General features: G+C 58.8%; 16 protein-coding genes, 1 tRNA gene and 1 riboswitch. Of the genes, 8 read left to right on the top strand and 9 right to left on the bottom strand.

Annotation, left to right across the window (positions count from 1 at the left end; translation table 11 throughout):
- Positions 1–88 precede the first annotated feature (88 nt).
- Positions 89–3109: a PAS domain-containing sensor histidine kinase gene (locus PK28_RS19240; protein ID WP_082017154.1), complete on the top strand. Its 3021-nt coding sequence runs from the start codon at positions 89–91 to the stop codon at positions 3107–3109.
- Between the two features lie 101 nt (positions 3110–3210).
- Here PK28_RS19240 and PK28_RS15855 read toward each other — a convergent pair whose 3' ends face one another.
- Together PK28_RS15855 and PK28_RS15850 are read right to left on the bottom strand one after the other, a co-directional pair.
- A complete protein-coding gene (locus tag PK28_RS15855) occupies positions 3211–3408 on the bottom strand; it encodes a hypothetical protein (protein WP_044515588.1) in 198 nt (65 codons plus the stop codon).
- A gap of 213 nt (positions 3409–3621) precedes the next feature.
- Positions 3622–3694 (bottom strand) — tRNA-Gly (locus PK28_RS15850).
- Between the two features lie 178 nt (positions 3695–3872).
- Here PK28_RS15850 and PK28_RS15845 point away from each other — a divergent pair.
- From PK28_RS15845 to PK28_RS15835, 3 genes are read left to right on the top strand one after another with little or no spacing between them, the layout of a single operon-like run.
- Complete coding sequence (locus PK28_RS15845) at positions 3873–4157, top strand: hypothetical protein (RefSeq protein ID WP_156126431.1); 285 nt, start codon at positions 3873–3875, stop codon at positions 4155–4157.
- Between the two features lie 29 nt (positions 4158–4186).
- Positions 4187–4723 (top strand): GNAT family N-acetyltransferase, encoded by a 537-nt coding sequence (locus PK28_RS15840; protein WP_044515580.1) that lies wholly within the window; start codon positions 4187–4189, stop codon positions 4721–4723.
- 60 nt (positions 4724–4783) lie between these two features.
- Positions 4784–5899: an alpha/beta hydrolase family protein gene (locus PK28_RS15835; RefSeq protein WP_156126430.1), complete on the top strand. Its 1116-nt coding sequence runs from the start codon at positions 4784–4786 to the stop codon at positions 5897–5899.
- Positions 5900–5908: 9 nt separating this feature from the next.
- Here the strand turns inward: PK28_RS15835 and PK28_RS15830 are convergent, their stop codons facing one another.
- Positions 5909–8179 (bottom strand): B12-binding domain-containing radical SAM protein, encoded by a 2271-nt coding sequence (locus PK28_RS15830; RefSeq protein ID WP_044515573.1) that lies wholly within the window; start codon positions 8177–8179, stop codon positions 5909–5911.
- A 104-nt stretch (positions 8180–8283) separates the two neighbouring features.
- On the opposite strand from PK28_RS15830, the gene PK28_RS15825 reads away from it, so the two are divergent.
- Positions 8284–8685 (top strand): hypothetical protein, encoded by a 402-nt coding sequence (locus PK28_RS15825; protein ID WP_044515570.1) that lies wholly within the window; start codon positions 8284–8286, stop codon positions 8683–8685.
- Between the two features lie 12 nt (positions 8686–8697).
- On the opposite strand, the gene PK28_RS15820 is transcribed toward PK28_RS15825, so the two are convergent.
- Entirely contained in the window at positions 8698–10200 is a 1503-nt protein-coding gene (locus PK28_RS15820; protein WP_044515568.1) for a hypothetical protein, read from the bottom strand.
- 106 nt (positions 10201–10306) lie between these two features.
- Positions 10307–10879, bottom strand: coding sequence for an AraC family transcriptional regulator (locus PK28_RS15815; RefSeq protein WP_121235863.1), 573 nt, complete (start codon positions 10877–10879; stop codon positions 10307–10309).
- A 593-nt stretch (positions 10880–11472) separates the two neighbouring features.
- On the opposite strand from PK28_RS15815, the gene PK28_RS15810 reads away from it, so the two are divergent.
- A complete protein-coding gene (locus PK28_RS15810; RefSeq protein ID WP_044515565.1) occupies positions 11473–11745 on the top strand; it encodes a hypothetical protein in 273 nt (90 codons plus the stop codon).
- Between the two features lie 77 nt (positions 11746–11822).
- Here the strand turns inward: PK28_RS15810 and PK28_RS15805 are convergent, their stop codons facing one another.
- Both PK28_RS15805 and PK28_RS15800 read right to left on the bottom strand, forming a co-directional pair.
- On the bottom strand, positions 11823–12911 hold the full coding sequence (locus tag PK28_RS15805; RefSeq protein WP_044515562.1) for a YncE family protein: 1089 nt from the start codon (positions 12909–12911) through the stop codon (positions 11823–11825).
- 24 nt (positions 12912–12935) lie between these two features.
- A complete protein-coding gene (locus tag PK28_RS15800) occupies positions 12936–14882 on the bottom strand; it encodes a TonB-dependent receptor (protein WP_044515560.1) in 1947 nt (648 codons plus the stop codon).
- 159 nt (positions 14883–15041) lie between these two features.
- A riboswitch (cobalamin riboswitch) is annotated at positions 15042–15268 on the bottom strand.
- Between the two features lie 87 nt (positions 15269–15355).
- Here PK28_RS15800 and PK28_RS15795 point away from each other — a divergent pair.
- The gene (locus tag PK28_RS15795; protein WP_044515557.1) at positions 15356–15955 is read left to right on the top strand and encodes a DNA-3-methyladenine glycosylase; all 600 of its coding nucleotides are present in this window, start codon (positions 15356–15358) and stop codon (positions 15953–15955) included.
- A gap of 54 nt (positions 15956–16009) precedes the next feature.
- Here the strand turns inward: PK28_RS15795 and PK28_RS15790 are convergent, their stop codons facing one another.
- Together PK28_RS15790 and PK28_RS15785 are read right to left on the bottom strand one after the other, a co-directional pair.
- Positions 16010–17200, bottom strand: a complete 1191-nt coding sequence (locus PK28_RS15790) for a class I SAM-dependent methyltransferase (RefSeq protein ID WP_048826149.1) — start codon at positions 17198–17200, stop codon at positions 16010–16012.
- A gap of 87 nt (positions 17201–17287) precedes the next feature.
- A complete protein-coding gene (locus tag PK28_RS15785; protein WP_044515554.1) occupies positions 17288–17827 on the bottom strand; it encodes a hypothetical protein in 540 nt (179 codons plus the stop codon).
- Positions 17828–18020: 193 nt separating this feature from the next.
- On the opposite strand from PK28_RS15785, the gene PK28_RS15780 reads away from it, so the two are divergent.
- A complete protein-coding gene (locus tag PK28_RS15780) occupies positions 18021–18743 on the top strand; it encodes a DUF4397 domain-containing protein (protein WP_044515552.1) in 723 nt (240 codons plus the stop codon).
- Positions 18744–18815: the final 72 nt, after the last annotated feature.

Raw genomic sequence — 18815 nt, 5'->3', positions numbered from 1 at the left:
TCGGGAAGCTCATCGGCCCCCGGGCGAACTTTCCGCCGCTGGCTTATCTTACACGTGCTAGCCCGCCTGCATTCCGCCGCTCCCGTTTATGCCTGAATCCTCTGCCGCCTTGTCTATACCTTATTCCTCCCCCCAGGAACTGCTTCATACCGTACTGGAAGTCTCTTTAACGGCTATTCACCTGCTGCGCCCCCTTTATGGGCCGGCCGGCGAGCTAACCGACTTTGCGTTGGAGTACCTGAACCCGGCCGGCCAGCGCATGACGCAGTTGCCCGAGCAGCCAGGCGGCACTGTGCGTACCCGCTTTCCCGGTACGGTGCCTAATGGCGTGTATGATTTCTACTGCCGGGTATTTGAAACGGGCGAGGCTGGCCAATACGAGGTAAACTGTCAGGCAGATGAGCTGGATAACTACTTTCGAATAGCGGCACAGCGCAGCGGCCAATGGCTTGTCGTCAGCTTTACCGATACTTCTGATCATGAGCGCAGCCCCATAGAACAAGCCCTGCGCGAGAGCCAGGCCCGGGAAAAGACAGCCCGCGCCGAGACGGAAGAGCAGCGTGAGCAGCTGCGTACCATTCTGCATCAGGCGCCGGTGGCTTTCAGCTACGTGCAAGGCCCCGAGTTTACTATCATGAACATCAACCCCCTGGCCTGTACTGTGTGGGGGCGCACCGAAGAACAGTTGCTGGGGTTACCCTTGCTGCAGGCTCTACCCGAGCTGCAGGGGCAAGGCTTTGAGCAGATTCTGCAGGAGGTAATGGACACCGGCAAGCCTTATGTAGGAAAGGAGCAGGCCATTTATATGTGGCGAAACGGGCGCCTGCAGGAAACCTATTTTGATTTTGTGTACCAACCCCTGCACAACCAGCACGGCTCAGTAACTGGCGTTGTAGTAGTAGGAGTAGACGTAACCGAGCAGGTGCATACGCGCCGGAAGGTGCAGAGCCTGAACGCCGACTTGGCCATAGCAAACGAGGAGCTGGCGGCTACCAACGAAGAGCTGCACGCTTCCAATGAGGAGTTTCTGGCCAATAATATAGACCTGTTGAGCGCTCAGCTGCAGCTGCAGCTGCTAAATCGGGAGCTGGAGTCGCGGGTGGAAGAGCGTACCAGCCTTCTCCTGGTGGCCCAGGCCGAAGCCGAGCGGCAGAAGGAACGCCTGGAGAGCCTCTTCATGCAGGCCCCGGCCGCTATTTGCATCCTCAATGGGCCAGATCTGGTGTATGAGCTGGTCAATCCTAGTTATCAGCAGCTTTTTCTTAATCGGGAGCTACTAGGCAAGCCGCTGCTGGAGGCCCTGCCCGAGGTAAAAGACCACTCGGTATATCATACCTTCCGGCAGGTGTACGATACGGGCAAAACGCACGAGGAGACAGGGATTCTTATTCCTTTGGTGCGGGCGGATAATGGAGTACTGGAAGACCGCTACTTCAGTTTCATTCAGCAGGCGCGTTATAATGCCAGCGGCCAGATTGATGGCGTGCTGGTGTTTGCCTTTGAAGTAACCCAGCAGGAGCAAAGCCGGCAGCGCGCCGACCAGCTCCAGGCGGAGGCGCTGGCAGCCGCGCAGCAGGTAGTGCGTCAGCGCGAAATCTTCTTTCAGGTATTTGAGCAGACCCCGGCCAGCGTAGCCATTCTGCACGGCCCGGAGCACCGCTTCGATTACGTCAACCCCGGCTATCAGGGCCTTTTCCCGGGCCGCCAGCTGCTGGGCCTGCCCCTGGCTGAGGCCCTGCCTGAAACCGTAGACTATGGGTTCTTAGCCCTCCTGGACCAGGTGTATGCCACCGGCGAGCCATTTTTTGGTACAGAATTGCCACTGCAGGTGCGCGACCTGGAGGGCAATTTGCTGCCGGAGAAGTACTATACCTTTACCTATCAGGCCTACCAGGAAGAAGGCGTTACGATAGGCGTCTCCATTTTTGCGTTTGATGTAACGGAGCAAGTGCTGGCCCGCCAGCAGCGGGCCGCCCAGCAGGCCCAGCTGCAGGCCCTGTTTGAGCAGGCACCGGTGGCCGTAGCCATTTTTCGGGGGCCGGAGTATCTGGTGGAAGTAGCTAACCCCCGCGTCACGGCTATCTGGGGGCGCACCCCGGAACAGGTAATAGGCCGACCAATTTTTGAGGCGCTGCCCGAAGTACGGGACCAGGGCTATAAGGAATTGCTGGACCAGGTGGTGGCTTCTGGGGAGGCCTTTGTCGCACAGGAAGTTACTACCCTACTGGAGCGACAGGGGCAGCTGGAAACCGTGTACCTGAACTTTGTTTACCAACCGCTGCGCGATGCGGATGGCGCTATTACCAGCATAGCGGCGGTTGCTACGGAGGTAAGTGAGCAGGTGGCTGCCCGCCAGCAGGTGGCACAGGCCAACCAGCAGCTGCTGACTGCTAACGTCGCGCTGGATAACCTCAACCAGCAGCTCACGCGCACCAACGTAGACTTGGATAACTTCATTTACACCGCCTCCCACGATTTAAAAGCCCCTATTACCAATATTGAAGGGCTGCTGCAAACCTTGCAGGATGAGCTAACAGAGTCTACCCGAACCCGGGAAGTAAGCTACATTCTGGAGCTGATGCATGATTCTGTGAACCGTTTCACGCGCACCATTGAGCACCTGACCGATGTCTCCCGCCTGCAGAAGGAACATGAGCAGGCTCCCACCCAAGTGCAGCTGGCCGAGGTAGTAGAAGATGTGCTCCTGGATCTGGCCCCGCTTATTCAGGAAGTAGGTGCCCGCCTGCAGGTAGATGTGCAGGACTGCCCCTCCATTGCCTTCTCGGCCAAAAACCTCCGCTCCGTGGTCTTCAACCTCGTCAGTAACGCTCTCAAGTATCATAACCCGGAGCGCGACCCGCTGGTGATCCTTCGGTGCTTCCCGGTAGAAAAATATATGGTTCTGGAAGTGAAGGACAACGGTCTGGGCATCGAACTTGACCGTGAGCGGCAGCCTTTCCAGATGTTTCAGCGCTTCCACACGCATGTGGAAGGCTCCGGCGTAGGACTATATATGGTGAAGAAGATGGTGGAAAATGCCGGCGGCAGCGTAGCGGTAGTCAGCCAAGTAGGGGAAGGCTCTACCTTTACCGTGTACTTCCCTAAATAATGCTTTGAACCTGCCTATGACAGCAGTATTGCGGCTGATTTACAACAAGCAGGGCCGCATTTGTGGCCCCGTTTGCATGAGGTGAGATTTATGCCCGGCAGCTAGTACCAATCCGGGCTGCCCAGCTCCGCCGTGCGGCCTTGCTGCTGGCCCCGCACCTGGGGAGGAAGGTAGTTCTGGTCCTGCTCGCTGGGCAGGGGAAGCAAATCCTCGGAGTAATTATTGGGGTTGCGGACTATATCTGTGCTTTTCCAATCCTGCTGCCGCACACTGGTTTTGGAAGTGTTTTTACTCTTCATGGTAACGTCTCAGGAAAAGAAAGGAACCGTGGGAGGGAGTCGCTCTTCTTCAAACGTGTAATGCCATTCTGAGGATGGAAATATCGGCCCAGAATGCTGATTTTAAGTAGTTTTTGCCCCTGCTGCGAAAACCACTTACTCCTTCTAAAGCAACCCATGCCGCACGAAAAAACGCCACCTATCTGAGTCAGATAAATGGCGTTCTTCGAAATGAGCGAGAAACGAGGTTCGAACTCGCGACCCTCAGCTTGGGAAGCTGATGCTCTACCAACTGAGCTACTCTCGCAAAGAATGTGGTAAGGCAAAATTACACAGGTGAAATCAATTTGCAACTCGGCGTGTGACTGCCGGGAAAACGGAGGGGCCGAAGGTTTGCAGCCTGGGTTCCCGAAATTTCGTAGGAGAGCAGGAGTAACAGGCTGTTTTGCCGCAAAAGCTGTTTCTTGCACCAAAATCCTTCTGCTATGGCTTCTCCTGCCGGCCGGCGCCAATTCGGGTTACTATTGATGATTCTGGGTGGTATTGGGGCTGCCCTGATGCTGGTGCGTACCGTGACGCAACTCTATCTGAGCGGCCTGATTACGGGCGTCGGCGTGTTGCCGGATCAGCCTAATCAGCTGGTACCCGTGCAGGACTGGTTACTTACCCTGGCTACCTTTGCCGCTTTTATCATCATTATCCGCTACGGGCGCCGCATGCGGCGTGACGCGCGGATATCTGACGAGCCCGGCGACCATTCCATTTCCTGATATCTCCCGCGCCCCGGCGCTTTTTTTCTATGTCTTCCCCCCTGCAAATTGTAGTGGCCAAGCGCACCGCGGCCGTAGCAGCGCAGCTGGCCGAACTAGGCCGCCAGACGTTTCACGAAACCTTTGCCGCTGATAACAAGCCCGAAGACATGGTGGCTTACCTGGAAGCCAACTTTGGCCCGGAGCAGCAAATGGCCGAGCTGCAGAACCCAGCGGTGGTGTTCCTGCTGGCTTATATGCAGCAGGTGCCCGTAGGCTATGCTAAGCTGCTCATCGGCTCCGAGCTGGGTATTGCCGAAGGTAAATCCCCCGCCGACCGCCTGGAAATTGAGCGGCTGTACGTGCTTGAAGACTGGATTGGCACAGGCTTGGGTGCCACGCTGATGCGCCGCGCCATTGAAGAAGCCCGCCAGCAAAACTGCCGGAGCGTGGTGCTGGGCGTATGGGAGAAAAACGAGCGGGCTATTGAGTTTTACCGCCGCTTCGGTTTTAAAACTATTGGCGAGCATGCCTTCCAGGTAGGGACTGATATCCAGAACGACCTGATTCTGCGCAAAGGCCTGTAAAAGCGCTGCATGGCGCGCAAGCCGTACATTTGCCGTATTGTTTCCCTTTTTCTCTTCCTCGTGCCCGTAAACGGCTTTGTCTCTTTCCCTCGTCTGCTGTCCTGGGCTGCCCAGGGCCGGGCATTGGCGGTTGGCTGTCTGCTGCTGACGGCCTGCTCCGGAAAATCCGGCAAGCCGGCGCTGCCGCTACCCACCGGCCACTTTGAAGGACCGGTTACTATTCAGGGAACTGAGCTGCGGGCCGCTCTGGACTTGCGGGAGGTAGCGCCCGGCAAACTGCAGGCCGAGCTGTCATTTCCGGCCGTGCCCGGTATGGAAGTTCCGCTGAACGAGGTGCATTACACCGAGCCGCAGCTGCATTTCGAACAGCAGGGCGGTTTTCCGGGCCACGTTACCGTAAATGCTATACGGGAAGGTGACTTCCTGCGGGGCTCTTTCCTGCTGGATAGCCTGCGGGCCGAGTTTGTATGGGTGCGCCGTGGGCCCGCCGCGCCCCGCCAATACCAGGAGCAGGCCGTGCGGCTGCAAGCGGGCAATCAGCGCCAGATAGCTACCCTGTATTTGCCCGAAGACACTGTGGCCCGGCATCCGGTTATGGTAGTGCTGCCGGATTCGGTTACTTCTGCCGTTGGCCCGGCCCGTGCCGCCTGGCTGGCCCGCCAGGGCGTGGCTTCCCTGCTGCTGGCACCGGCAGCATCAAAAAATGCCCCTACTGATTCCTCGGCCCGGCAATGGGTAGAAGCAGCCTTTTCCGCCCTGCGCACAACCCCAACCATTGATACCGCCCGGGTGGCCCTGTGGGTGCGGGGCACCGCCGCCACGCAGGTAGTAAAAAGTGTTGCCCGGCCCCGGCCGGTAGGTATTATTCTGGAAGCCGTTCCGCTGGCCAGTGCCGCAGAGGCGCAAGCTTATAAAGCCCTGAGCCGCCAGCGGATTCCTACGCTGGCTCTGTATGCCGGCGCCGATGATGCAGTAGACGCCCGGCAGAGCGCACGCCGCCTGCGGAATGCCATTGGCTACGGGCGCGGCAACGCCGTGCAGGTGTACCTCAAGGCCAATGCGTATTTCCTGTTGCCTGGCAGCACCAATACGGCCGGCTTGTGGAGTTGGCCCTACTTTGCCCCCGGCTACGTGCAGGACGTGGAGCAGTGGCTGCAGCAGCGACTTATCAAGTAAGGGTAAAGGCTACAACACCAGTAGCCCTTTTTCGCGCAACGTAAGCCAGCCGGCGCTCAGCAGAAATTGCTCCCACTTCTGCCCACCCGCAGTAGGGAAGCTTTGGGCGGCATCTTTCAACAGCACTTTTGTGTCGTAATCTGAGGCCAAGCTGGTAAGCAACGTCTGCAGCCAGGGCCCAAGCGGCGCCGGTACTTTCACTTCGAAATCCTCCGCCTGCTCAAAAAAGGTCAGTACGGCTTGTTGCCCCTTCTTGCCTGCTTCGTAGCGTAGCTCCGGGGTGTTGCCCAGCCAGAACAGGCGGTTGTTGGGCCGGGCGGCATCCGGCTTGCCGGGTTCCTGCAGTGCCTGCTGAATGAGGTGGCGCGGTACCGTGGCGCGGGGCGTTTTGAAATCGAACCAGAAGCTGAGCGGCTCCTGCAGGGCCACGCCGTGCAGGTAGTTATATAGGGCTTTGGCCAGGCCGGGTCCGAAAGCTTCGTGGTCGGTGCCGGTGGGGTCTTCGTGCCAGAGGTCGTTCCAGGCAAAGGGGCCGGGCTCGGGGCCAACGGGAGCTACCTGATACTTGGCCGGGTTCTTACCCACGGGCGAGTGCGCCGTCATGGAGAAACGGTGCCAGTAGCCGCTTTGCACAATACCAGCGGCAAACAGCTGGCGCACTACCTCCAGGCTGTCTACCGTTTCCTGGGCGGTTTCGGTGGGGAAACCATACATGAGGTAGGCGTGCACCATAATGCCGGCCTGGGTGAAGCCATCCGTCACGCGGGCTACCTGGGCAATGGTGACGCCTTTTTCCATAAGAGCCAGCAGGCGGTCAGAAGCTACTTCCAGCCCGCCGCTTACGGCAATGCAGCCGGAGGCTGCCAGCAGCCGGCACAGGTCGGGCGTAAAGGTTTTCTCGAAGCGAATATTGCCCCACCACGTAATGGTTACGCGCCGCTTGAGGAGCTCAATGGCCAGGTCGCGCAAGGCCAGGGGCGGGGCAGCTTCGTCTACAAAGTGAAAGCCGGTTTGCCCGGTTTGCGCTATAATCTGCTCGATGCGGTCTACCAGCAGGGTGCTGGGCGCAGTTTCGTAGCGCGAGATATAGTCCAGCGTTACATCACAGAAGGAGCAGCGCTTCCAGTAGCAGCCATGGGCCACGGTCAGCTTGTTCCAGCGCCCGTCACTCCACAGCCGGTGCATGGGGTTCAGTACCTCAATCACGGAGAGGTATTCCGTCAGCGGCAAATCGGAGTAGTCCGGCGTGCCTACTTCGGCGTGGGGTATGTCTGGCTGGGGCGAGTTGTGGTATTCCACCTCACCCAAGGCATTGCGCAGGAAGGTGCGCTGCAATTGATGAGTTGCCAGTTGCCGGTTGCCAGTTGCCAGGTTGTTCTGGACTACATCTGCTAACTGTTCATTCTGGCAACTGGCAACCGGCAACTGGCAACTGATGGCCTCAAGCAGCCGTAGCCAGGGGCCTTCGCCATCGTCCAGGGTCAGGAAATCGATGTAGTCGAAAAAGCGGGGCTCCTGAATGGTGCGCAGCTCGGTGTTGGGGTAGCCGCCGCCCATCAGGGTTTTGGTGGCCGGGCTGATTTGTTTGATGCGGCCCGCCAGCCGCAGCGCGCCGTACAGGTTACCGGGGAAGGGGACGGAAAAGCCCACTACATCTGGCTGCACTTTGGCCATTAGCGCGTCTGCCAGCTCCAGCAGCATCTGGTCCAGCAGGTTAGGTGCGGCTTGCAGGGCTTCGTGCAGGGCATCAAACGTGGTAGCCGACATAGCCAGCTTCTCGGCGTAGCGTGAAAAGCCAAACTGTGGGCCCACGGTTTCTTTAATCAGGTCAGCCAGGTCTTCCAGGTAGAGCGTGGCCAGGTGGCGGGCCTGGTCGCTGAGGCCCATGGTGCCGAAGGCCGTTTCCAGATCGGCCACGTTATCAAAGCGGCTGGCTTCAGGCAGAAACCGGGAGTGACAGATGCGCGACGCCAAGGTGTTGTCCTTGTTTTGCAGGAAGCGGATAACGGGCTCAACAGTGTTCAGGTAGCTTTGCTTTAGGCGCAGCATGCGGCGGGCGTTGTCGCTCAGTTGATAAGGGCCGGCTTCAATTTCCGCAAATACCCGCCTGAGGCCTTCCTTCGAAAACAGCTTCAGCACCAGCTCCAGCCCCAGATCTGCCTGCGTAACGGTGTAGCCGCGCCCGCCCAAAAAGCCTTTTATATAGGCCGTAGCCGGGTAGGGCGTGTTCAGCTGCGTAAGCGGCGGCGTAATGAGCAGAATATGGGGCGAAGTAGACACGGCAACACGAAAGCAAAACGAACCGCAAAGATACAATGGCTGTTTGGCTATCCGGGCGAAACGCTGGTTACCCCACTCTACCTCCTGCCTTGATTTTCTTCTGTATGAGCGCCGGTGCCCTGCAACGTATTGGTATGTACCTGGCCCGCGGCTCCTGGCCCCGGCAGGCTGCCTATGTGCAGGAGTTTTGCCGCAAGGTGCAAATCCATTTTGCCTACGGCCATACGCCCGAGGCCGAAGAAATAGCCGAGGCACTAGCCTTTATTCACCAGTACCGCTCCCAGTCAGCGCGCCTGATTTTTGGCGAAGACAGCCCCCGGGAACTGGCCAGCCGTATTCGGGAACAGCGCACCCGCGCCCATCTGGCCCGCCTGCGCGAACGGCCTACTGATATCAGCCGTCCTTACCCGCAGTTCCGCCCCACGCGCCGCAACTGCTCCCATCAGGACTGCGGCTCCGCGGCCATGTATCATTCCGATTACTGCTACGACCACAACCCGGAGTAAGGCCGCCGGGCGCTACATTTTTCCCATCTTCATCAGCGAAGGATTCAGGCGCAGATACACCTGCGCCGAAACGGGCGTTTTGCCATACAAAGGCCGGATGAGCTCTTCCGGACGATACACGGTGCCCTGGGCGCCCAGCGTAAGGTCAGTATTGGCTACCTGCGCTACCCGGTAAGTAGCCCCCAACGTGAGGGCATGAATGTTGAACGGTCCTTCCTCAGGAGCGTCATTCGGTTGGAAGATTATGGTTTCCGTCTGCAGTTCCTCCGCCGACTTCTGCACAAACTCATAGCGCGCATACACGGCCGGCTTACCCAGCTGCACGTTGGTTTCGGCCAGCACGGAGTGGGAAGTGTGCGTGTGCTCATCCGAAATATTCTGGTTCATCCCCCACACCAGCGCCGAGGCTATATAGCGTCCGTTGCCCCATTGGTTGCTTTGTATAATGGAGGCCGTGGTGCGTTTCACGTCCTCGTTGGGGTGCAGCTCTTCCGGCTGCTTAAGAAAGGCCCGGCTTACCTGCAGGGCCAGGTTGCTGGTGGGATTCCAGTTCAGGCGCCCGGCCCAGGAGTCGGCGCGGGGCTTGTCGAAGCCGTAGCGGTGTTCGTCGGGCTCCCGGCCGGTGAAGTTGGAGCCTTCCAGCTTGAACTGTTTGTAACGCAGGCCCAGCGTGGCTACGCCAAAGGTGATGTGCGTGGCATCCTGCCAGTGGTGGCCCAGGGCGGCATCGGGGTTGGGCATGGCCGAAATGCGGTGCATGAAAGCTACCGGGCCAATGGCCGGCTCACCGGGGTAGCCCACGTAAGCAGTCAAGTCCACATCCTCCGAAAACGCGTGGGTGTAGCCGATGCTCAGGGCCGAGAATAAATCGTGGGGGTGCTGGCGGTCTACCAGCGGCCGGCCCTGGTACGCCTCGCCGCTCTGGAACAGCAGGGGGTAGCCGTTGCCGCCTTCCGTTAGGGGGTCAAGGGAAAACATGGCCGTCAGGTTCAGGAGACCTTTCTCGCCTACTTCCCGCTGGGCCATGGTCATAAACCAGTTGGGGGCATCAAAGGTGCTGCCGCCGCGCTGGCCGCCACTGCGCCCTATGTTCTGGTTGGTGTAGCGCAGGTTAATGGCGCCGTGGTTCATCACCATCCATTTGCCGTGGTGGCTCATCCACATGTACATGGGGGTTTGGTCGGGATTCCAGGCAGTGCCGGAACCGTTCCGGCTCATGGGTAGCTGGCGCGAGTAGGCGTGCGGCATAGCGTCCATATCCATACTGCCGTGGTCCATGCCCTGCATACCGCTCATATCATGACCCATGTGGTTCATGGGCATGGCGGGCTTTGCGGTATCAGCGGGGGCCATGCCGGGCATTTGGTGCTGGCTGTGGTCCATGGTAGCGGCCGCCGGGCGCCGGGTGGTATCGGTGGCAGCGGGCTGCTTCATTTGGTGCTGCTCGTGCTGGGCATAGCCGGGCGCGGCGCTTAGTAGCAGCAGGCTGAAGGCAAAGGGAAGGGAAGAGGCCATAAAAAAACAGGGTATCAGAGGAATTACCTCTAATACCCTGAATGGGGCCCGCCGGTTATACAGAATTCCGGCGGTGTAAGTACGATACTGTGGCTTGCGGCGGCCGTTACGCTATTTTATCCAGCGCCATGCGCTTGGGCATCAGGTCGCGGCGGAATTCGCTGACGGAGCGGCCGGTTACCTGGCGGAACTGGTTGCTCAGGTGCTGGCCGCTGCTGTAGCGCATTTGCTCGGCTATTTCGCCCAGGGTCAACTCGCCATAGCTGAGCAGCTCCTTCACCCGCTCAATCTTCATGCGAATCAGATACTTCTCAATGGTAAGATTAGCCGTGCGCGAAAACACCTTGCTCAAGTGAGAATAGGTGGCCGCAAAACGGTCCGTGAGAAAGGCTGAGGTGGTAAGGGGCATGCGCGCCGTACGCAAATGCTCCAGGTACTCGGCCAGGGCGGTCTTGATTTGTTCGGTGAGCTGTTCCGCCCGGTCCATTAATACATCGAAGCCTGCTTCGCGAAGCAGCGGTGCTACTTCTTTGGGGTCGGCAGGCGTGTCTTTCGCCAATACTGCTTCTCCGAGTGTTACCTGAGCCGGCCGATAGCCAGCCTGCTCCAGGAGGTGGCGCACGGCACTAACGCAACGTGGGCAAACCATGTTCTTGATGTGCAAGCGGGTTGTTTTCACAGTGTAGAAGGTAAGTTGGGCGTTAATGATTTTAAGGAGCCAACCGCGAACGGCTGGGTGTTTGTTTCCGCGGGGCAGCGGAAACAGTAGGGCGGCTACGGCGTGTAGGTGCAATTGGGGTTTTCTGCCAGCCCGCACCAAACCAGTTGCTGGCAGCCCAATTCACGAATGGCACAACAACGAGGAACGTTACGGCCAGGAGACAGAAAAGTACGAAAAAAGCAGCAGAAGTTCTGAACAAGAACGCATTACGAAAGCCAAAAACATACGCTACCAGTAGTACGGCTAAGAAAAGACTTATACCAGCTACCAAGGCGGCGTGTCGCAGCAAGGGGGAAGCAGGGCGGAACCTGGAAAGAGAGGAGCGGTGCTTCGGCATGAAACAAATATACCAGATTTGCCAAAGTCGGGTTGCATGGGTGTACGCACCACGGCCCACCAACGACTAAAAATGTGGGTGGTAATTGGCAGAAAACATTAGGTGGCTACCTCCGTTTTCCCCGGGCAACGGGCGCCACGTAAACCCGGCCAACAGGCAGCCGTAGGAAGCACTATACTTGCCTGTCTCACAACCCGCCTTACTATTTCGCCCTATGACTTTCTCCCTCCCATTCCTGCGCACGGCTGCCGGCGCGTTTCTGTTTGCCTTTACCCTGGTGGCCTGCGGCACCGGCAATAATACCGGCGACACCAACGTAGAACGCGGCGTAGATAAAAGCCACGACCCCACGGAGGCAAACCCCACTTCTACCGCCGCTTCTACCAACGGCACCAGCCAGGACACCACCCGCCGCCTTACCGGCAAAGAAATATACGACCGCGCTGGCCAGGCTAAAGACCGTAACAACGACGGTATCGCCGATTAACGCTTCAGTATCTTATAAACAAAGCGCCCTTCTATTTGCTATGGAAGGGCGCTTTGTTTGTTGGGCTATACCAGCGGCTACTGCCGGTAAAACACGAAGCTGTTAGCGCCCACGCCCACCGCAAAGGAGTCAATAGGCGTGCCGGTGCTTTGGTAGCGAATGAACTTGGTAGGCCCGCTGAAATTCTCCAGCGACCCATACAACGTATTGTCGCGCGGGTCCAGCCCTAGCCCATAAAACCGGCGCCGTATAATGGGCGTGGTGGGCAAAGCAGCATCGGTGGTATTCATGCGGAACACTGCCGCGCCATTGCTGAAATACAAGGTGGTGCCAGTAAAATCAATCAGCAGCTTTTGGGGCCGCACCTGGTTAGAGGCAAACGTACGGCGGGTCTGCGCAGTCGGGCTCTGCGGGTCAAAACTCACCAGAGAGCCGGGCGTGGTATGTTCATAGTCCTCGGTGTAATCGGGGTTGTAGGCAACCATACCGCTGTTTAAAACCCATACCCGGCCGGTGCGGTCCTGCACCAGGCTGGTAGGGGAGTCGCCCACGGTTACGGTGGCCGCCACCTCATCAGTCAGGGTATTAATGATGGTGAGGGTGTTTTCGCCGTTGTTGGCTACATACAGCTTGTTGCCTACCAGCAGCATAGTTTCCGGGGTAATGCCCGTGGTAATGGTTTTCAGAATGGTATTGGTTTTCAAATCGATGACGGCCACGCGGCCCGACACCCCAAAATCCACCCACTCTGTTACGTAGCCCTTATCGGCCGAGGCCGCTACAAAATACCGGGGTAGCTGCAGGCCCGTAACCGTAGCAACTTCCTTTAGATCAGGCATGGAGACTACCTCCAGCTTGTTGCTATTATTGACTACAATGTAGCCCCGGGTGCCCACAACCGTCATCGACTGTGCCACATCACCCAGCGGCCGGTTATTGGCCGTTTGAAACTGGTTTACATTCATCAGCTGCCGGCTGGCGGTGCTGAAGCTGCTGATGCCGGCATTGCCTTTATTGAAGCCGCCTTCATTCACAATAAATACATCGGCTGGCTGCGTGGGGTCGGGGGTATCCGTATCCGGGTCGCAGGCCGTTACAGCCATCAGACTTAGAAAAGCCAGCGCCGAGCGGGTAATGTAGGGAGGGAAGCGGGGAGAAGAGTACATAGAATATAGAAACAGGGAAAGAAGTTAGCGCCACGCCACCCGCAGACTAAGCTGCCCGTTGCGGGGCGGCATGGCCTGGGCGGCATAGCTGCGGTAAGACACATTGGTGAGGTTGTAGCCCTGCGCCAGCACTGTAAGGGCCCAGTTTTGGTGAGCTTTGATGGTGTAGCCCAAAGTGGCATTGGCCAGCAGGTAGGAGGGCAGAAAGTCTCTGGCGCCGGAATCGGTGTAGCGGAAGCCGGTGAAAGTGGCCGCGGTACCCAGCTGCCAGGCCCGCCACTGCTGGTTGGTAGTGAAGGCCACCGTATGCCGGGGCACATAGGGCAGCTGGCGGTAGGTGGGGTCCGCGTCATCGGCGTAGCCCCGCACTTTTTCCGAGCGGGTATAGGCATAAGCGGCCTGCACCTGTAGCTGGTAGTGCCGGGTTTTCCAGGCAAGCTGGCTGCTGGTTTCCTGGCCCCAGGCCCGTACGGTGCGCAGGTTGCGCGGGGAATAGTAGCCCGCATCAGCAGCAGGCAGCCATTGCACCCAGTTCTCTACCACCTGCCGGTAAAGGGTTGCTTCCGATTGCAGGCGCAGCTGGGAAGTGAGCTGCCAGCTGTGCTGCAGGCCACCTTCGTAGCCAAAACCCTGCTCTGGCAGGAGAGCCGGGTTGCCGCCTGGCCGCCAGTAACGCTCATTCAGCGTGGGCGCCCGGTAGCTGCGGGAGACGGATGCTTTCACCACCAGCTGCTGTTGAGCCCACGTGCCGGCCTGCCACTCCGCCCCAACCGTGGGCGCCAGGGGAGCCTTGCGGCCGGGAAGCACTGCCTGCCGCAGGTTGGCCGTAAGCCGGAGCCGGGGCTGTGGGTCATAGCGCACCAGGGCAAAGCCACTGAAGCGGTTTTCCGCTACCGGTCGGGCGTACCCGTCTACTTCGGCTGCAAAGTGCTGCGCTTCGGCGCCTACCTGCACGCTGGCGTGGGGGGCGAAGTTGAACGTGTGCTGCGCCTGCGTCTGCGTGGTGCGGACCCTTGAGTTGCTCTGAACTCCCGCAGCCTGGTAATCTAACACATCCTCAAACCAAGCCACCCGCCCCACCGATTCGTGGCGGGCGGCTACGTGGCGGTAGCCGGCCAGCAGGCGGCGGCTTTGGTCCCGCTCGCGGGCGTGGTTATTCACGGCTCCTATGGCCGGCTGAATGCCCCGGTCGGCATCGGTCAGCCAAGCGGCCAGCATGACTTCGCCTCGTTGGCCGGTGCGCACCGTTAAATCCTGGCTCATGCTCCACTGCGCCACATCGGCATTCGGCTGGCGGCGGGTTACGAGGCCCTGCAACTCCGGCGAAGAATAGGGGAAATCATTGCGGGCCGTGCGGGCCGAGGCCGCCACCCTGACGGCTACTTTCTGGTTGCTGAAACTGCTTTCGAGACTAGGTGCCCACAGATTGTAGCTGCCGTAGTTTAACTGGGCGCTGGCCTGCAGGCCAGCACCCCAGCGTACGGGGGCTGCCAGCAGAACCGTGCCGCCCACTGCCCCGGTGCCGTAGGTAGCGCCGGCCGGGCCGGGCTGCACCGTTACGCGGGTGGCCCCGCTGGTGGGCAGCAGGGCAAAGTCAGCCTCGCCTAAAGTGGGTAAGTTGATGTTCAGGCCATTCCACAAAACGGCCGTATGCCGCGCCGAGGTGCCACGCATAGCCATGGAAGCCAGCTGCCCGGGGCCATAGTTCTTCAGGTAGATACTGGTTTGGGCGCCCAATGCATCGGCCAGGGTCTGGCCCCGGTAAAGGGCCAGGGCAGCGGAGTCCAGCACCTGCAGGCGGCTGCCCACGGCAAACCGCTCCGGGCGGGTGGCTTCTACCCGCACGGCGGGCAACAGCAAGGCCGTATCCGGGGCAGCCGCGGCCACTGGCTGCTGGGCATGCGCGGCCAGCCCGGGGAGCACCCAAACAGCCAGCAAAAGCAGCAAAAAGTGAAAAGCACCGGTACGCATTCGATGAACCAAATTTTCAAAGCTGAAAATTCAGTTCAGAACTTCTGGGAGAACTGCCAAAAGCAGACCGCCACGAAGCCGAGGCCGAAAACAGGGTAAAAGACGGCCCTTTACAGGCCGCCACTGTATTCATTCTCCGCCCTTCCTCCGAAGGCGCTGAACTTAGGATGCGTAGGGGCAGGTCTCCTGGCTTGCTTCGGGCACGCCGCCTTCCCATCTCTCGGGTTTTCCAGTGGGAAAACCTTCTGCGAAACAGTGGCCGGGGGATTGGCGTGCCTGGTTATATGAAGCGTACAGTTGCGGGGACAGCTCCGGATTTTAACCGGATTCCCTTTTCAGCCGCGCCCCGCAATTGGGGTCTGGCCACCTCTACGGGGGTAAAGGTAAAGCATTTCTCCGGCAACTGGTAAGCCCGGGCAACCAGCTGCCTTAATTACGTATGGGTCTTTTCTGATTCAATGCTTTTCTGAACAATGAAACTTCCCGCTTCCTTTTACCAGCGCCCCGATGTAGTACAAATAGCCCGTGAGCTGATTGGTAAGCATCTTTTCACCCATTTTGATGGCGTGCTGACCGGGGGGCGCATTGTAGAAACCGAGGCCTACGCCCACATAAACGACCAGGCCTGCCACTCCCACCTGGGCCGCTACACCGCCCGCACCCGCATTATGTACGAGGCCGGCGGCGTGGCTTATGCCTACCTGATTTATGGCCGATACACACTCTTCAACGTCATTACCAATGAAGCCGGCAAAGCCGATGCCGTGCTCATTCGGGGCCTGGAGCCGCTGGTGGGCCTGGAGGAAATGATGCTGCGCCGGGGCCTGAGCACCCCCGCCCGCAACCTCACCGGCGGCCCCGGCTTGCTCACCCAGGCCTTGGGCATTGGCACCCGCCATTATGGTACTGATTTAGCCGGGCCGGATATCTGGCTGGAAGATCAGGGCGACGCAATTCCGCCCACGCAGATTATTGCCTCCCCGCGGGTAGGCATTGATTATGCCGGCGCAGATGCCGCGCTACCTTGGCGCTTTCGTCTGCAAGGCAGCCCCTGGACCAGCCCGGCTAAGTAGTCTTCAATAAAAAGCTCAGGATGACAGCTTTTTTATTGAAAGCCTTATTCTGGTTTACAGCTTCTCACATACCAGCACCATCAAACGGCCGCGCAAATCGGTGGTAGCAAACAGGTATAGCTCCCCACCTTCCCGAATCCCGGTGCGGTGGCGGAAGTCGGCTACGGAGTCGGGGAAGTTGCGGGTGGTGACGTGGGCGCGCACCTCCGGGCCCAGGTGGGCACGCAGAGCATCCCGGTCGTAGCGCTCGGCGGCCCTGATGCGGAAAATACGGCCGGGAAAGTCGGCCCGAAGTGTATCGGAGGTATATAGGTGGCTGTGCTGGTGCAGCTTCAGCAGCTCAAAAGCGGTGCCAATGCTACGGAACCCGCCTGCTTTCAGAATGGCGCTGTTGGGCTCGTAGAGGTATTGCTGAGCCTCAGCGTAGCGCGGAATGGCGCGAGCTTCCCGGGCGCGGTTGAGGCGGAATTCCTGCTGGGTGCCATCTCGCTTCATGTTAATGGTGAAGCGCTCCGGGTCAACGGCAGGCTCCTGACCCAGCTCGTATAATACCTCCTTACACTCATTATCCACGGCCACCACCCAGAGCCGCCGCACGTGCGCCAGCTCCTCCAGGGCCTGCTCAATATCCAGCATGGGTGAGGTTTTGAGCAGCACCCGGTCGGCTTTGTGCAGCAGCAGGGGCATCATGCGCAGAATATCCGGCTCACAATCCTGCAGCCGGAAGATTTTGCGGGCGGCGGTATCGCGGCGGGCCGGGTCCAGGTAGAGCCAGTCGAAGTGCTGGTCCGTGTTCCTTAAAAACTGAACGGCATCAGTAGCGTGGCACACCACGTTCTGAATGCCCAGCTGCTGCAGGTTGTACTGCACTACGGCTACCAGCTCGGGGTTGCGCTCTACGTAATGTACCTGCGTTACCTGGCTGGCAAAAAAGCTGCTGTCCACGCCAAAGCCGCCGGTGAGGTCGGCCAGGAGCGTAGCGCCGCTTACCAGGCTGGCTTTGAAAGCAGCCGTGCGGTCGGAAGAAGCCTGCTCTACCGAGAGGGCAGGCGGAAAGATTAAATCAGGGTTGGCGGCCCAGGCGGGGAGCTTGGTGCGCGCTTTCTGGCGGGCCTGAATCTGTCGGACCAGCTCCGGTACCGGCAAGTCCGGGTAGCGGCGGGCCTGCAAAGCCAGCTTGGCGGGGTCTTCGTGCAGGTTATCGGCTACGTATTGACGCGCCGCTTCAGGCAGCGGGAATTCCATAAATCGGGGCTAACATACAGAAAAAAGCCCATCCTTACGCAGGACGGGCCCTTTTGAAAGAAGGACGTATTAAATGCAGCGCTTAAACTAGCGCACCGACCAGCGCAAGGCCAGCTGCGGGTGCGTGCCTACTGCCGTAAGGCCTACGCCACTGGGAGCCAGCCGTTGCAAGGCACCCGTGCGGGCCGCCGGCTGGCCGGCATTATAGGCTTCTACCGTCCGCCGAAAATGCTCGTTGGTATTGCGGCTAATCAGCACATTGGCCAGCAGACTAAAGGCCGCCATGCCAATGGCGCCGCGCTGGGCCTGGCTGAAATACTGCTTCTCATCCTTGGCCAATACCTGCTGGCTATATAAGCTCAGGGAGCCTAAAAACACCAGCCGCTCGCCCAGATACAGCCATTTCTGCCGGCGGTAATGGTTCAGGTTTTTCAGCGCCTCCGGGTTAGCAGCCACGTAGGGGCGCAGCTTTTGACCAAAGAAACCAGCGTTCTGATATTCTTTTTCACTACCGGTAGCAAAGTAGAAATTTTTCTGGGGGCCGTTAAAGCCCCGGTCCTGATCTTCCGGGCTCAGCCGTATAACAGCCGGTGCCTGCTGCGCCCGAAGTGGAGCGGCAAACAGCACAAAAAGAAGAGCAAATAGGAAGGTTGCAGGCCGGTGCAGGCCAAGGCGTGTTAAGAGCATAATGCAAATCTAACGGTCTGCTCGACAATATATTGCCCACAGCAGATCAAAAAAATTTTATTTCTCAACTCAACAAAACGCAGCATGCTTACGTTTTGAGCACAAATCATTTCTTATCCTGATTGGTTCCCTTATGAAAACTACACTTCAGCATCTGTTCCGCCCTTTCCTATTCGCCTCCCTGGCTTTATCCACTGCGCTGGTTGGTTGCAGCGACGACAATGAGGACGTGGCACCCGTAATTGAGCAAGGGAAAGTACAAGTAGTACATGCCGCCCCCAATGCCAATGTAAAGGTGTCGGTGCTGGCTGACGACAAGGCGGTAAAAGACCTGAACTACGGCGAGAATACCGGCTACACCACCCTCAATGCGGGTACGCGGGTGTTCAAAGTAAATGTGTCGGGCACCACTACCACGGTGATAAACTCTTCCCAAACTGTAGCGAAGGATAAAAACTATTCCCTGTTTGCCTACAGCCCCACGGACCAGGCCAACTCCATTGCTCCGCTGTGGGTGGAAGATGACCTGACTGCCCCCGCGGCTGGAAAAGCCAAAATTCGGGTGGTGCATCTGGGCCTGGGGGCTGCTTCCCCCGTTAGCCTCTACCGCACCGAATCGACCGGCACGGCTGCCCTGCTGATTCCGAACATAACCTTCGGCACCGCTTCGGCCTTCACGGAAGTAGCGGCTGGCGCTTCCAACCTCTACCTGGCTAACTCCAGCAATGTGCCGGTTATCGTTCTTAACAGTAAAGACCTGGCGGCCGGCAAAATCTACACCCTGCTGGTGCGCGGCTCTGCAACCGGCCTCACCACCGATGTACAGGTAAAGGCTGATTTCATCGAAAATAAGTAAGCTGACTTATTCTGTAGCACTAAGCCCGACCAACCTGGTCGGGCTTTTTGTTGTGCCCAGGGCGCAACTTTT

It is taken from the genome of Hymenobacter sp. DG25B, assembly GCF_000801315.1.
Classification (GTDB): domain Bacteria; phylum Bacteroidota; class Bacteroidia; order Cytophagales; family Hymenobacteraceae; genus Hymenobacter.
The sequence above is the reverse complement of the archived record's forward strand: the minus strand, read 5'-3'. Positions and strand labels throughout refer to the sequence as shown.

Excerpts from the sequence above, each read along its gene's own strand:
- PK28_RS19240 (WP_082017154.1), top strand. The coding sequence starts at position 89 with ATGCCTGAATCCTCTGCCGCCTTGTCTATACCTTATTCCTCCCCCCAG.
- PK28_RS15855 (WP_044515588.1), bottom strand. The coding sequence starts at position 3,408 with ATGAAGAGTAAAAACACTTCCAAAACCAGTGTGCGGCAGCAGGATTGG.
- PK28_RS15845 (WP_156126431.1), top strand. The coding sequence starts at position 3,873 with ATGGCTTCTCCTGCCGGCCGGCGCCAATTCGGGTTACTATTGATGATT.
- PK28_RS15840 (WP_044515580.1), top strand. The coding sequence starts at position 4,187 with ATGTCTTCCCCCCTGCAAATTGTAGTGGCCAAGCGCACCGCGGCCGTA.
- PK28_RS15825 (WP_044515570.1), top strand. The coding sequence starts at position 8,284 with ATGAGCGCCGGTGCCCTGCAACGTATTGGTATGTACCTGGCCCGCGGC.
- PK28_RS15820 (WP_044515568.1), bottom strand. The coding sequence starts at position 10,200 with ATGGCCTCTTCCCTTCCCTTTGCCTTCAGCCTGCTGCTACTAAGCGCC.
- PK28_RS15810 (WP_044515565.1), top strand. The coding sequence starts at position 11,473 with ATGACTTTCTCCCTCCCATTCCTGCGCACGGCTGCCGGCGCGTTTCTG.
- PK28_RS15805 (WP_044515562.1), bottom strand. The coding sequence starts at position 12,911 with ATGTACTCTTCTCCCCGCTTCCCTCCCTACATTACCCGCTCGGCGCTG.
- PK28_RS15800 (WP_044515560.1), bottom strand. The coding sequence starts at position 14,882 with ATGCGTACCGGTGCTTTTCACTTTTTGCTGCTTTTGCTGGCTGTTTGG.
- PK28_RS15795 (WP_044515557.1), top strand. The coding sequence starts at position 15,356 with ATGAAACTTCCCGCTTCCTTTTACCAGCGCCCCGATGTAGTACAAATA.
- PK28_RS15790 (WP_048826149.1), bottom strand. The coding sequence starts at position 17,200 with ATGGAATTCCCGCTGCCTGAAGCGGCGCGTCAATACGTAGCCGATAAC.
- PK28_RS15780 (WP_044515552.1), top strand. The coding sequence starts at position 18,021 with ATGAAAACTACACTTCAGCATCTGTTCCGCCCTTTCCTATTCGCCTCC.